Annotated in this window: 14 protein-coding genes; 7 read left to right on the top strand and 7 right to left on the bottom strand. The window is 73.6% G+C overall.

Translation table 11 applies throughout. The features are described from left to right. The first annotated feature begins 47 nt into the window (after nt 1-47). Nucleotides 48-881, top strand: coding sequence for an NUDIX hydrolase (locus GA0070610_RS00390; RefSeq protein WP_088998170.1), 834 nt, complete (start codon nt 48-50; stop codon nt 879-881). A 111-nt stretch (nt 882-992) separates the two neighbouring features. Here the strand turns inward: GA0070610_RS00390 and pstB are convergent, their stop codons facing one another. The 7 genes from pstB to GA0070610_RS00425 all read right to left on the bottom strand — a co-directional run bounded on the left by pstB (nt 993) and on the right by GA0070610_RS00425 (nt 8,306). Continuing rightward, nucleotides 993-1,769, bottom strand: coding sequence for a phosphate ABC transporter ATP-binding protein PstB (gene pstB / locus GA0070610_RS00395; protein ID WP_088998171.1), 777 nt, complete (start codon nt 1,767-1,769; stop codon nt 993-995). A gap of 20 nt (nt 1,770-1,789) precedes the next feature. Continuing rightward, a complete protein-coding gene (gene pstA / locus GA0070610_RS00400; RefSeq protein WP_088998172.1) occupies nt 1,790-2,878 on the bottom strand; it encodes a phosphate ABC transporter permease PstA in 1,089 nt (362 codons plus the stop codon). Next, nucleotides 2,875-3,966 carry a phosphate ABC transporter permease subunit PstC gene (pstC, locus tag GA0070610_RS00405; protein WP_088998173.1) on the bottom strand — a complete coding sequence of 364 codons (1,092 nt, stop codon included), beginning with the start codon at nt 3,964-3,966 and terminating at the stop codon, nt 2,875-2,877. The genes pstA and pstC overlap by 4 nt, the downstream gene beginning before the upstream one ends. Nucleotides 3,967-4,018: 52 nt before the next feature. Further along, nucleotides 4,019-5,125 carry a phosphate ABC transporter substrate-binding protein PstS gene (gene pstS / locus GA0070610_RS00410; RefSeq protein WP_088998174.1) on the bottom strand — a complete coding sequence of 369 codons (1,107 nt, stop codon included), beginning with the start codon at nt 5,123-5,125 and terminating at the stop codon, nt 4,019-4,021. A gap of 382 nt (nt 5,126-5,507) precedes the next feature. Beyond that, complete coding sequence (gene mshD / locus GA0070610_RS00415) at nt 5,508-6,434, bottom strand: mycothiol synthase (protein WP_088998175.1); 927 nt, start codon at nt 6,432-6,434, stop codon at nt 5,508-5,510. 112 nt (nt 6,435-6,546) lie between these two features. Beyond that, on the bottom strand, nt 6,547-7,485 hold the full coding sequence (locus GA0070610_RS00420) for a polysaccharide deacetylase family protein (protein ID WP_435820191.1): 939 nt from the start codon (nt 7,483-7,485) through the stop codon (nt 6,547-6,549). Nucleotides 7,486-7,586: 101 nt separating this feature from the next. After that, on the bottom strand, nt 7,587-8,306 hold the full coding sequence (locus tag GA0070610_RS00425; protein WP_197697787.1) for a winged helix-turn-helix transcriptional regulator: 720 nt from the start codon (nt 8,304-8,306) through the stop codon (nt 7,587-7,589). 245 nt (nt 8,307-8,551) lie between these two features. Between GA0070610_RS00425 and GA0070610_RS00430 the strand changes: the two genes are divergently transcribed. From GA0070610_RS00430 to GA0070610_RS00450, 6 genes are all read left to right on the top strand, one after another. Beyond that, complete coding sequence (locus tag GA0070610_RS00430) at nt 8,552-9,604, top strand: hypothetical protein (protein WP_088998176.1); 1,053 nt, start codon at nt 8,552-8,554, stop codon at nt 9,602-9,604. 82 nt (nt 9,605-9,686) lie between these two features. After that, complete coding sequence (locus tag GA0070610_RS00435) at nt 9,687-10,475, top strand: LmeA family phospholipid-binding protein (protein ID WP_088998177.1); 789 nt, start codon at nt 9,687-9,689, stop codon at nt 10,473-10,475. A 182-nt stretch (nt 10,476-10,657) separates the two neighbouring features. Further along, complete coding sequence (locus tag GA0070610_RS31750) at nt 10,658-10,735, top strand: Ms5788A family Cys-rich leader peptide (RefSeq protein ID WP_311202345.1); 78 nt, start codon at nt 10,658-10,660, stop codon at nt 10,733-10,735. 202 nt (nt 10,736-10,937) lie between these two features. Then, nucleotides 10,938-11,786: a sulfurtransferase gene (locus GA0070610_RS00440; protein ID WP_088998178.1), complete on the top strand. Its 849-nt coding sequence runs from the start codon at nt 10,938-10,940 to the stop codon at nt 11,784-11,786. Between the two features lie 3 nt (nt 11,787-11,789). Beyond that, nucleotides 11,790-12,113: a DUF1416 domain-containing protein gene (locus GA0070610_RS00445; protein ID WP_088998179.1), complete on the top strand. Its 324-nt coding sequence runs from the start codon at nt 11,790-11,792 to the stop codon at nt 12,111-12,113. Nucleotides 12,114-12,213: 100 nt separating this feature from the next. Then, nucleotides 12,214-13,071: a beta/alpha barrel domain-containing protein gene (locus GA0070610_RS00450; protein WP_088998180.1), complete on the top strand. Its 858-nt coding sequence runs from the start codon at nt 12,214-12,216 to the stop codon at nt 13,069-13,071. Nucleotides 13,072-13,080: the final 9 nt, after the last annotated feature.

A 13,080-nucleotide genomic window follows, 5' to 3' on the forward strand; every position in this document is an offset into this window, starting at 1 on the left:
CGGACGGCGGCACGGGCGATCCACCCGTCGGGAACTAGGCTCGGCGCATGACGATCGACGCCGACGGCTTCCCCGCACCCCCGGCGCTCGTGGCGCACGCCCGCCGGTTCCGCGCCGAGGGCGGCACCCCGGCGGCGCCCCGGGTCGCGGCCACCGTGCTGCTGCTCCGTCCGGCCGGCGACGGCTTCGAGGTCTACCTGATCCGGCGGGTCGCCGCGATGGCGTTCGGCGGGATGTACGCCTTCCCCGGCGGCGGGGTCGACCCCTCGGACTCGCAGGCGCACCTGGACTGGGCCGGCCCGACGCCGGCCGGGTGGGGTGAGCGCCTGGGGCTGACCCCCGAGGCCGCCCAGGCGGTCGTCTGCGCCGCCGCCCGGGAGGTCTTCGAGGAGGCCGGGGTCCTGCTCGCCGGCCCGGACGCGCAGACCGTGGTCGGCGACGTGAGCGGTGACGACTGGGAGGCCGACCGGGTGGCGCTGGAGCAGCGCCGGGGCGGCTTCGCCGACCTGCTCGCCCGGCGCGGGCTCACCCTCCGGTCCGACCTGCTGCTGCCGTGGAGCCGGTGGATCACGCCGGAGTTCGAGCCGCGCCGCTTCGACACGTACTTCTTCGTGGCCCTGCTGCCGGAGGGGCAGCGGACCCGGGACGTCTCCGGCGAGGCCGACCACACCCTGTGGGTCCGCCCGGCGGACGCGCTGTCCCGGGCGGAGGCGGGCGAGCTGACCATGCTCCCGCCCACCCTGGTGAGCCTGTCCCAGGTGGCGGCCGGCGGCGACCTGGCCGGTGTCGCCCGCGCGGCGGCGACCCGGGACGCGGCCACCCCGGTCACGCCCCGGCTCGACGAGCCCGACGACGGCGAGCCCCGCTTCGTGCTGGCCTGACCCGCACCGATGCGAATCTTGGCGGAAGGCGGCCCCCGGAAGGGCCGTCTTCCGCCAAGGTCTCCGCAGCGGGCCGGTGCGAGCGCGGCGGGGAGGCCCGCTCGACGTGCGTCAGCCGAAGCGGCCGGTGATGTAGTCCTCGGTCTTCTTCACGCCGGGGTTGCTGAAGATCTTCTGCGTGTTGTCGTACTCGATGAGGCGGCCCGGGTCGCCGGTCTTCTCGATCGAGAAGAAGGCGGTCCGGTCCGAGACGCGGGCGGCCTGCTGCATGTTGTGCGTGACGATGATGATGGTGAACTTGTCCTTGAGCTGGAACATCAGGTCCTCGATGGCCAGCGTGGAGATCGGGTCGAGCGCCGAGCAGGGCTCGTCCATCAGCACCACCTGCGGCTCGACGGCGATGGTCCGGGCGATGCAGAGCCGCTGCTGCTGACCGCCGGAGAGGCCGGCGCCGGGCTTGGCGAGCCGGTCCTTGACCTCGTCCCAGAGGTTGGCCGAGCGCAGCGCCTTCTCGGCCGCCTCCTCCAGGATCGACTTCCTGCGGACCCCGTTGAGCCGCAGCCCGGCCACCACGTTCTCGAAGATGCTCATGGTGGGGAACGGGTTCGGCCGCTGGAAGACCATGCCGATCATGCGCCGGACGGCGGTGACGTCCACGTCCCGGTCGTAGATGTCCTGGTCGTCGATGGTGAGGCTGCCTTCGACCCGGGCGCCGGGGAGCACCTCGTGCATCCGGTTGATCGACCGCAGGAAGGTGGACTTGCCGCAGCCGGACGGGCCGATCAGGGCGGTCACCGTCTTCGGCTCGACCGTCAGGTTGATGTTCTCGATGGCCTTGAAGGCGCCGTAGTAGGCGGTGACGTTCGAGGCTTCGATGCGCTTGGCCATGGTGGTGGTACCTCCGGGGTTCATCGGCCGAGCCGGTTGCGACGGGCCAGCAGCTTCGCCGCGACGGTCAGGATCAGCACGAGGGCGACCAGGGTGAGTGCCGCCGTCCACGCCCGCGCCGGCGCGTACCGGGACGCGTCACCGGCCTGCTGGTAGACGAAGAGGGCCAGCGACGACTGGTTGTTCTCGAACGGGTTGAAGTTGATCGCCGCGCCGCCGCCGGCGACGAGCAGCACCGGGGCGGTCTCGCCGGCCGCGCGGGCGATGGCGAGCATGACGCCGGTGACGATGCCCGGCAGCGCGGTCGGCAGCACGACCCGCAGGATGGTCTTCCACTTCGGCACGCCGAGGGCGTACGCCCCCTCGCGCAGCGGCGCCGGGACGAGACGCAGCATCTCCTCGGTGGAGCGGACCACGGTGGGCAGCATCAGCACGCTCAGGGCGAGCGCGGCGGCGAAGCCGGAGAAGCTGGGCCGCCCGTCGTTGAACCACGGCGAGACGATCAGCACCCAGAACGCCAGCACGAACAGGCCGGCGACGATCGACGGGATGCCCGTCATCACGTCCACGAAGAACCGGATGGTGAAGGCGAACCGGCCGCGGCCGTACTCGACGATGTAGATCGCGCAGAGGATGCCGAGCGGGACGGTGATCAGGGCGGCGATGCCGACCTGCTGGAGCGTGCCGACGATCGCGTGGTACGCGCCGCCGTTCGGGTCCCGCGCGCCGATGTTGTTCATCGAGGTGAGGAAGAAGTCGGCGTCCAGCCGCTCGGCGCCCTTGCTGACCAGGGTCCAGACCACCGACGCCAGCGGCAGGACGGCCAGTACGAACGCCGAGTGGATCAGCGCGCTCCAGGTGCGGTTGCGGGCCGACCGCCGTCCCTCGACGCGGTTGGCGGCGGCGAACAGGCCAGCCAGGTAGAGCAGCGCGCCGAGCACCACGACCAGCACGGGACCGCCGGTGCCGGTGCCGTACGCGAACACGGCGGCGACCAGCAGGGCGGCTGCCGCGATGGCCGGCGCGGCGTACTTCGGCAGCCGGCGGGCCTTGAGGGTGGGCGGCTGTGCGGGCGGACGGGTCCGGTGCGACGGGACAGTAGTGGTCATGCGGCCGACTCCGTGAACTCCCGGCGGCGGTGGATGATCGCCCGTGCCGTGATGTTGACGATCAGCGTGATGGCGAAGAGCACGAGGCCCGAGGCGATCAGCGCGCCCCGACCCGTGTCGTTCGCCTCGCCGAACGTGTTGGCGATGTTGGCGGCGATGGTGTTGCCGCCGCTCTCGATCAGGTTGAACGAGATGTTGAAGGTGATGCCGAGGGTCATCGCCAGGGCGATGGTCTCGCCGAGCGCCCGGCCCAGGCCGAGCATCACCGCGGCGACGATGCCGGGCCGGCCGTACGGCAGCACGGCGGTGCGGATCATCTCCCAGCGGGTGGCGCCGAGGGCGAGGGCGGCCTCCTCGTTGGCGGTCGGGGTCTGCGTGAACACCTCGCGGGAGAGCGAGGTGATGATCGGCAGCACCATGATCGCCAGGACCAGCGCGCCCAGCATGATGGACTTCCCGAAGGGGCCGTCGCCGCCGAAGATCGGGATCCAGCCGAAGTACGTGTTCAGCCAGGCGGAGAAGTCCCGTACCGGGTTGATGAAGACGTCGCGGCCCCAGAGGCCGAAGACGACGCTCGGCACCGCGGCCAGCAGGTCGATCAGGAAGCCCAGCGTGGTGCCGAGCCGGCGCGGCGCGTAGTGGGACAGGTAGAGCGCGATGCCCAGGGCCACCGGGACCGCGATGAGCAGGGCCAGCGCGGAGCTGAGCACGGTGCCGAAGGCGAGCGCCCCGATGCCGAACTTCGGGTCCGCGTCGTTGGGGAACCAGCCCTCGAAGGTCCAGAAGCTCTCGGTGTTGGCCCGCAGCGCCGGTACCGCCTTGGCGACCAGGAAGACCGCGATCGCCGCGATGACGACCAGGACGGCGGTGCCGGCGGCGAGGGTGAGGGCGCGGAAGGCCCGTTCGGCGCCGAACGCCCGGGCCCGGGGCAGCGCGCCGCCGCCGCCCAAGCCGGCTCCGCCCGGGGTACGGGTGCTGACTGGTGCCTCGGCCAGACGCGCCGAGGCACCGGCGGGCCGGTCGTGACCTTCGGTCACGCGCGTCCCGCCGGTGCCGGCGTGGGCCGAGCGGTGAGGGGTTTCACCCATCTGCTCGCTCGCTTCGCGTTGAGGTGGTGGTGACGGTGTCGATGCGGACGGCTCAGGCGAGGTTCTTGACCGCGGCCTCGACCTTGGTGCGGACCGACTCGGGCAGCGGGGCGTAGCCCAGCTCGGTCAGGTCGGCCTGGCCCGCGGGGCTGGCGGCGTGGCCGAGGAAGCCCTTGACCAGCGGGAGCTTGTCGGCGGCGAGGCCCTTGGAGCAGACGATCTCGTAGGTCACCAGGACGATCGGGTAGGCCCCGGCCTCCTTGGTGTTGTAGTCGATCTTCATCTTCAGGTCGTCGCCCTGGCCGACCACCTCGGCGCCGGCGATGGTCTTGCCGGCCGACTCGGCGGTCAGTTCGGCGAACTCGCCCGCGCCGTTGCCGACCTTGGCGGTCTTCAGGCCACCGTTCTCGGCGTACGACCACTCGACGTAGCCGATGGTGCCGTCCTGGTTCTTGATGGCGCTGGCCACGCCGTCGGACTTCGCCGCGCCGGTGCCGCCCGGGGCCTTCCACTCCTTGGCCTTGCCGAAGGTCCAGTCGGCCGCGGCGGTCTTGGTGAGGAAGTCGGTGAAGTTGTCGGTGGTGCCGGACGAGTCCGAGCGGTGCACCGCGTTGATGGCGGTCGACGGCAGCTTGGCGTCGGGGTTGTCGGCCTTGATCGCCGGGTCGTCCCACTTGGTCACCTTGCCGGCGAAGATCTTCGCCAGGGTGGCCGGCTTGAGCTGGAGGTTGTCCACGCCGTTGACGTTGTAGGCGATGGCGACCGGGCCGATCACCATCGGCAGGTTGATGGCCGCGCCGCCGACGCACTTGGCGTTGGCCTGCGGCTGCTCCTCCTCCTTGAGGGCGGAGTCCGAGCCGGCGAAGTCGGCGGTGCCGGCGATGAAGGCCTGGATGCCGGCGCCCGAGCCGGACGGCTCATAGTTGATCTTGGCACCGGAGCACTTCTGCTGGTACGCCTTGATCCACTCGTCCATCGCGTTCTTCTGCGCCGACGAGCCCTGGGCGTTCAGCGTGCCGGTGGCGCAGTCGGCGGCGGCGGCCGACCCGGAGGCGGAGGCGCTGCTCGCGGGCTCGTTGTTGTCCGAGCCGCATGCGCTGAGAGCGAGCGTCGCGGTAAGAGCGAGGCAGGCGAGAGTGCCGTGCCGCTGGAGCTTCACCTGAGGGGTTTCCCTTCACGTCTGACTTCGCACCCGGATTGGGGCCCGGGGTGCCGGCGCTGACCGGCTGATCCAAAAGTTAGGAGCGCCAGGTAGCCGGTTCGCCGGTCGGAAGTGAACGGGGAGTGAACAGGTGCGGCAGTGCAGATGACCGCTCGCTGAGGGCGGGTTGTCCGTTAAGTGAACTCGGCTGCCACTGTCGGAAGTATGCGGATTTTCCTGGTAGGACGCCATCTCGCGGGCGCGCCGCCGTCACCGACGGTGACCCTGCGGGCGGTGCGAGCCGGGGCCGGGCCCGGGTGGGCGTGCGCGGAGCGGTGCGTGACGCGCTCCGAGGTGGCACGCGAGGGCCCGGGCCGCCGCGGCCCGGACCCTGCGGACGTCAGGCCGACTGGTAGTTCACGTGCGCCGACCAGCGGGCGAAGCCGAGCCGCTCGTAGAGCGCGACCGCGGCGGTGTTGGACTCGTCGACGTAGAGCATGACCCGGTCCAGGTCCCGCCGGTCCCGCAGGTACGCCAGGCCGGCCGCGGTCAGCGCCCGGCCCAGCCCGCCGCGGTGCGCCGACGGGTCCACCCCGAGGACGTAGACCTCGCCGATGCGGGCCGAGCCGGGTCGCTCGTGGACCTTCGTCCAGTGGAAGCCGAGCAGCCGGCCGGTCGCCCCGTCGACGGCGAGCAGGAAGCCCTCCGGGTCGAACCACGGCTCGTCGAGGCGTACGCGCAGGTCGGCGGGGGACCAACGACCCTGCTCGGGGTGCTCGGCGAAGGCCCGCGCGTTGAGCGCCAGCCATTCCTCGTCGTCGGCGCCGGGCCAGAACGCGCGCAGCGTCACCCCGTCCGGCAGCGGGTGCTCCGGGATCGGGGCGGTCAGCGGCCGGCGCAGCTGCCAGAGCACCCGGGCCCGGCGCAGCCCCAGGTCGACGGCGAGCGCGGCGGCCGAGGGGTGGTCGCCGTGCGCCCAGACCCGCAGCGGGCCGTCGGCCGCCGCCAGGACGCCCCGGGCCAGCGCCCGCCCCGTGCCGCGCCGCCGGTGGGCCGGGTGCACCACCAGCTCGACGCCGACCCCGGTGGCCGCGTCGGTGGTGTCCAGGTGCGCGTAGCCGGCCAGCGTGCCGTCGTCCGCCCGGGCGGTCAGGTGCACCGCCGGCGCGTCCGGGTCGCGGAGGCGCAGCAGGACGTGCTCGTCGAACGGGTCCGCCCCGTCCGTGTCGCCGGCGGCCCGGGCGAGGGTCGTCACGTCGGCGATCTCCGTGGGGCTGAGGCGTTCGGCCCGGGTCACCCGGCCGCTGCTCGCTTCGGGATTGCTCATGGGATCACCGTAGTCGGGGCGGCCCGTGGCGCCGCCGGGCTCGGGCCGCTCGCGGGGCGCTCCCGGCGATCGTCCCCGGCCCCGCCGCCGCACGAACGTCCGCGTGGCCGGCTCACGTCACCCCGTCGGGCAGCGCCTCCACCTCGAACCTGCTGGTCAGCTCCGGCAGGATGCGGCGCAACGCGTCCACGGTGCCCTGTCGGTCGCCGCCGGCGTCGTGCAGCAGCACGATCGATCCGGGTACGACTCCCGCGACGACCGTCGCCGCGATCCGCCCGGCGCCCGGCGCCGCCCAGTCCGAGGGGTCCACCGTCCAGTGCAGCGGCGTCATGCCGAGCTCCTGGGCCACCGACACCACCTGCCCCGTCCAGGCGCCGCCGGGCTGCCGGTAGTACGCGATCGGCGCGTCGGGCACGGCCGCCCGGATCGCGTCGCTGGTGCGCAGCAGGTCCGTCCGGATGGCGGCGGGCGATCGTCGGCCGAGGGTGACGTCGTGGTTCCAGCTGTGGTTGCACAGGGTGTGGCCGTCGGCCGCGATGGCCCGGATCAGGTCCGGGTGGCGCTGCGCGTTCTCGCCGACCACGCAGAAGGTGGCCCGCACCTGGTGCTCGCGGAGCAGGGCGAGCACCTGCGGGGTGTACTGCGGGTCCGGCCCGTCGTCGAAGGTCAGCGCGACCAGCGCGGTGCCGCTGGTGGTCTGCGTGCCGAACGGCCCGTCCGTCGGGCCCGACGACGGCGGCGGCGCGTCGGGGCCGGCTCCGCCGTCCTGGCCCGCCTCCGCCGGGCTGGTGTCCGGGGTGCCCTGCGGCGTGCGGCGGGGGGCGTCGTCCGCCGGGGGCTGGTCGGCGTAGTGCGGGCCGGTGGCGCTGGTGGTCACGCTGGACCGGGACGTCGGCGGGTCGGGGACCAGGCTGCGCCCGAGGGCGTACGCGGAGCCGAGCAGCGCGGCGACCACCACCGCGACGAGACCGATGGTGCGCGCCGCCGGGGCGTCCCGGAAGAGTTGGCCCGTCCGTGCCGATCCGCCGCCGCCCCCGTGGTCGATGCGCACCCCGCCGCCCCCTTGTAAGTCGCAAACCCGGCAGTCAGAATAGAACCGACGAGATGCGCAAAAAGGGCATATGCGGAACAGTCCCCGAAGGAGCGGGGAAGTCAGACCGGCAGGGGCGCGTGCTCGCTCTCCGGCAGCGAGCGCGAGGGCGGTACGACGAACTTGTAACCCACCTGCCGCACCGTGCCGATCATCGACTCGTACTCGGAGCCGAGCTTGGCCCGCAGCCGCCGGACGTGCACGTCCACCGTGCGGGTGCCGCCGAAGTAGTCGTAGCCCCACACCTCGCGCAGGAGCTGGTCGCGGGTGAACACCCGGCCCGGGTGCTGGGCCAGGAACTTCAGCAGCTCGAACTCCTTGTAGGTGAGGTCGAGCGGGCGGCCCTTGAGCTTCGCGGCGTAGGTGTCCGGGTCGATCGTCAGCTCGCCGGCGCGGATCGAGCCGCCCGCCCCGGAGGTGGCGTTGCTCAGCCGCCCGACGGCGAGCCGCAGCCGGGCCTCCACCTCGGCCGGGCCGGCGGCGGCGAGGATGACGTCGTCGACGCCCCAGTCGGCGTTGAGCGCGATCAGGCCGGCCTCGGTGACCACCGCGACCAGCGGCACCCCGAGGCCGGTGGCGTGCAGCATCCGGCAGGTGGCCCGGGCCTCGCTCAGCTCGGAGCGGGCGTCGACCAGCACCGCGTCCGGACTGGGGCCGGCGACCAGGGTGCGGACGTCGCGGGGCGCGGTACGGACCGAGTGCGGCAGCAGGTCGAGCGCCGGCAACACTGCGGACGGTTCGCCTGCGCGTGCGGTCACCAGCAGCAGGATCTCCACGATCACCTCCGTCCCGGCGGCCGTCGGCCGCGCGCGACCAGCGCACTCCGTGGCGGGGTGTGACGCTGATGAACTTGCGTGGGTCCCGGCGTCGCTGACGGGCGGGTAGCGGCTTGAGCGTAACTGATCGCCTCGGCCGGACCTCTGCGTCATTTCCCGTTTGCCCGGCTTGCCCGTGATCGCGCCACAGGTTTTAACGTTGCCGAAACCGTGGTCCCCGCGCGGGCCGGCGGGTCTGGCACGATCGGGGTGTGTTTCCCTCCAGCTCGCCCGAGACCGGCCGCGACCAGTGGCCCGACGGCCCCCGCCCCGGGCCCTCCCGTGGCCAGCCGCCGGCGCCGCGCACCGGGCCGGCCCCCGACGACGACGGTGAGCGCCGGGAGCGCGGCGGACCGCGCCGCGCCCGGCGGCCCGGCGAGCCGGCCCGCCGGCCCGACGACGAGCCGGACGACGAACCGGACGAGGAGCCGATCGAGCCGGTCGAGGTGCGCCGCCCGCTCGCCCTGACCGTCGCCGGGTTCGCCGCCCTGCTCGGGGTGGGGCTGGTGCTCGGGGCGCAGACCTCCGGCCCGGGGCACCGGCTGCCCTTCGCGTTCGTCATCTTCGGCGTGCAACTGCTCTTCGTGCTCGCCTGGACGATGGCCATGCGGCCGCCCGCGCTGCTGCTGGTGGCCGCCGTCAGCGTCGGCGCCGCGGTCGCGGCCGACACCGCGGCCGTGCAGGCCGACGTCGCCGGCCTGGCCCCGCTGGGCTACGTCGCGGCGGGCGGCTTCGCCCTCGGGGTGCTCGGCCAGCTCGTGCGGCGGGTCGACCGGGTGCGGGTGACCGACTCGCTCGGCAGCACCCTGCTGATCGTGGTCGGCGTCGTCGCCTTCGCCACCCTGATCGTGCTCAGCCGGATCCCGGCGGGCACCCAGGCCATCACGGTGTGCCTCACCGCCAGCGCGGTCGCGCTGACCGTCGCCCGGCTGACCGACGCGGTGGCACCGTGGCCACGGCTGGCCCCCCAGGTGCCCCGGGGCGCGGCCGGCGTGGTCGCCGGCGCCATGGTCGGCACGCTGGTCAGCGCCCTTCTCGGCAGCTACCTCGTGACGCCCTTCACCCCCACCCGGGCCGCCATCATCGGGCTGGTGGCGGCGGTCGCCGCCGTGCTGGCAGACCTGGCCGTCGGCTACGCCGAGGCGGGTCGGCTGATGGCCGGGGAGCCGCCGACCATGTGGGTGGCCCGGCACATGCAGGGGCCGCTCGGCGGCTTCGCCCTGGCCGCGCCGGCCGCGTACGCCATGTGCAAGCTCGTTCTCTGAAGCGGCGATTGAGGATTTCGCGGTTCGGGTACCACCGGTGGGCCGCTTCGCGGCACCCTCGACACTGACGACAGGAGGCGGCGTGGCGCACGACGACCCGTACGAGGAGCGGCCCCGGCGACGCGGGCGCAAGGTGCTCATCACCCTCGTCGTGCTGCTGCTGGTCCTGGGCGGCCTGATCGTGGTGGCCGACCGGGTCGCCGTCGGGGTGGCCGAGCGGGCCATCGCCGACCAGGTCCGCCAGGAGATCGCCAAGCAGGGCGCGCAGTCCTCGCCGCCCGAGGTGGAGGTCGGCGGCGTCCCGTTCCTCACCCAGGTGCTCGACGGCCGCTACGAGCGCATCTCCATCGCGCTGCGCGACGTGCAGGGCTCGGTGCGGGGCGACGCGGTCGCGCTGCCGAAGCTCGACGTGGACGCCCGCAACGTGCGCGCCTCGCTCGACACCATCCGTTCCGGCCAGGGCGACGTGGTCGCCGAGACGGTCGACGGGACGGGCACCATCAGCTACGACAGCCTCGCCAAGCTGCTCGACCGGCCGGGGCTGACCCTCGGCGAGCAGAACGGCCGACTGGCCGTCACCGCCCCGATCGACATCCTCGGCCAGCGCCTCACCGTGACCGGCACGGCCGACATCACCGTCGGCAAGGAGGGGCAGGTGGCGCTGCGCTTCAACGACCTGAACGCCGACGGCCTGCCGAACCAGCCGCTGGCCCGGACGCTGCTGAACAACTACGCCCGCGGCATCTCCATCGACGTGCCCCTGCCCGAGCTGCCGTTCCAGCTCGCCGTCCGGGAGGTCCGGCCGCTGCCCGAGGGGCTGGCCGTCACCGCGGACGCCAGGAACGTGCCGATCAACTCCGCCACCGGCTGATCCCGGGCCCCGCCCGACGGTGGTCCCGGGCGCCGGCGGCTCGCCGCCCGAGGCCAACCGCAGGCGTCCCTTCCCGCGTGCCCGGCGCGGCCGGGCGCGCGGGGCGGGTGCCCGCCCGGGCACGTCCCGGATGCTGGTCGGCCCCCTGGTGTCCACGCGCCCGGCTGGTAGGCTCCCTGCTCATGGGGACGCTCCTCACCAAACGGCGCGCGGTCGACCTGTGCCGCGTGGCCACCTGCCTGTGTCGCCCCGTCATCTGACGGCGGGGCTGTCCTCGGCCGCCTAGCGGCCACCGGCACGTAGGAGCCTTTTCTTCTCCCGTGCTCTCTCCCAACGCCCGGCAGCGGCGCCGTCGCACGAACCCGTGATCCGTCCATACGGTGGATCCTGCGCGTGGTGCGATCGTCACGACTTTCGATGCCCCGTGCTGGTCACCATTCATCCTCACCAGGGAGTGATCTGATGAGTCGCGACACCGCACTCGTCTCGGCCGAATGGGCCGAGAAGAACCTCGACGCCCCGGGCGTCGTCTTCGTCGAGGTCGACGAGGACACCTCGGCCTACGACACCGGCCACATCGCCGGCGCGATCAAGCTGGACTGGAAGACCGACCTCCAGGACCAGGTGCGCCGGGACTTCGTCAACAAGAGCCAGTTCGAGGCGCTGCTCTCCGAGCGGGGCATCAGCAACGACGACACCGTCATCCTCTACGGCGGCAACAACAACTGGTTCGCCGCGTACGCGTACTGGTACTTCAAGCTCTACGGGCACCGTGACGTGAAGCTGCTCGACGGCGGTCGCAAGAAGTGGGAGCTGGACGCCCGTCCGCTGGTCCGCGACGCGGTGAGCCGCCCCGCGACGCAGTACGTGGCGCAGGAGCCGGACACCTCGATCCGGGCCTTCCGCGACGAGGTCGTGGCCGCCATCGGCACCAAGAACCTGGTCGACGTGCGCAGCCCCGACGAGTTCGCCGGCCGGCTGCTCGCCCCCGCCCACCTGCCGCAGGAGCAGGCCCAGCGGGCCGGTCACATCCCCACGGCGATCAGCGTGCCGTGGTCCAAGGCGGCCAACGAGGACGGCACCTTCAAGTCGGACGACGAGCTGCGCAAGATCTACGCCGACGCCGGGCTGGACGACAGCCGCGAGACGATCGCGTACTGCCGGATCGGCGAGCGCTCCTCGCACTCGTGGTTCGTGCTGCAGGAGCTGCTCGGCCACCGCAACGTGAAGAACTACGACGGATCCTGGACCGAGTACGGCTCGCTGGTCGGCGTGCCGGTCGCGCTCGGCGACGAGCCCGGGGAGGCCTGAGCCATGACCGCACCCACCGCTGCCGGCTGCGCCGCTCCCGACCAGGCCGCCCCGCTGCCCGCGAGCCTGGACCTGGAGAAGGAGACCGTGATCACCGGCGTCGTCCGGTCCGACGCGGGCGAGGCCGTTCCGGGCGCGTACGTCCGGCTGCTCGACTCGACCGGCGAGTTCACCGCCGAGGTGGTGACCTCGCCGGCCGGCCAGTTCCGGTTCTTCGCCGCGCCGGGTTCCTGGACCCTGCGGGCGCTCTCCCGGCACGGCAACGGCGACACCGCCGTGACCGCCGCGCGCGGCATCAACGAGGTCACCGTCACGGTCGCCTCCTGACCCCCCCCACGCCCCGCCTCGGTTCGTGGCCCGTCCCCTTCGCAGGTGGCGGGCCACGACCGTTTCCGGCCGCGAGCGGGCGGCGTGACACGATGGCCCCGTGAACGGCGTGGAAGCGGCGGGGCAGGCCCCGCCTACCGGTCCCGGGCGGCCGGCGTCCCCCCGACGGTGGCTGCCCTGGCTGGCTGCGGCCACGGTGGCCTGGGCGGTGCTGCTGGCGGCGCTGACCTGGACGTCGGTGCGCAACGATCCGCCGACGGTCCGGGAGCAGCGCACCCTGACCGAGGCCGGTCCCGTCGTCGACCGCGCGGTCGGCGTACTCGTCGCGGCGGCCGGCGACACCGCCGTGCTGACCCCGCCCGAGGTCGACCGGGGCTGCCGCGTCACCCCGTTCGCCGACGGCGCGGAGCTGTCGCGGGGGGTGGACGTCTTCGTCGCGGCCGGCGGGGAGGCGACGCTGCTGGAGCGGGTCGCCGACCGGCTGCCGGCGGACTGGCGGGCCGGGGTCCGGGTCACCTCGGACGGCCCCCGGTTGCGCGCCGACGCGGGCGATTTCGTCACCGTCTCCGGCGGGGTCGCGGGTGACGGCCGGGTCCGGCTGATGGTCGACACCGGCTGCCGGCCGGTGGGCGACCGCTACGACGTACCCGCGCCCGATGCCGCCGGTGCGGAGGCGGACGCCCTCGGGGAGGCGCTCCGGGCCCTTGGGGCTCCGGCCGGTCAGGCCCCCGAACGGGTGGTCACCGCGCCCTGCCCCGGCGGTGGCGCCGCCCGCTCCGTGCGCTCCGCCGGCGTCCCGGCCCCCGCGTCCCCGGCCGCCGCCCTGGCCCCCGTCACCCGACTCCCGGTGCTGGACGACCCGCAGGCGTACGCCTACCGCCGTGGCCCGGTCACCGTCGTCGCCGACCTCTCGGGTGACCTGGTCGTCGTCTCGGTCACCACCGGCTGCCCCGCCTGACCCGGGTGG

Origin of the sequence: Micromonospora echinofusca (genome assembly GCF_900091445.1) — a bacterium.
Taxonomy (GTDB): Bacteria; Actinomycetota; Actinomycetes; order Mycobacteriales; family Micromonosporaceae; genus Micromonospora; species Micromonospora echinofusca.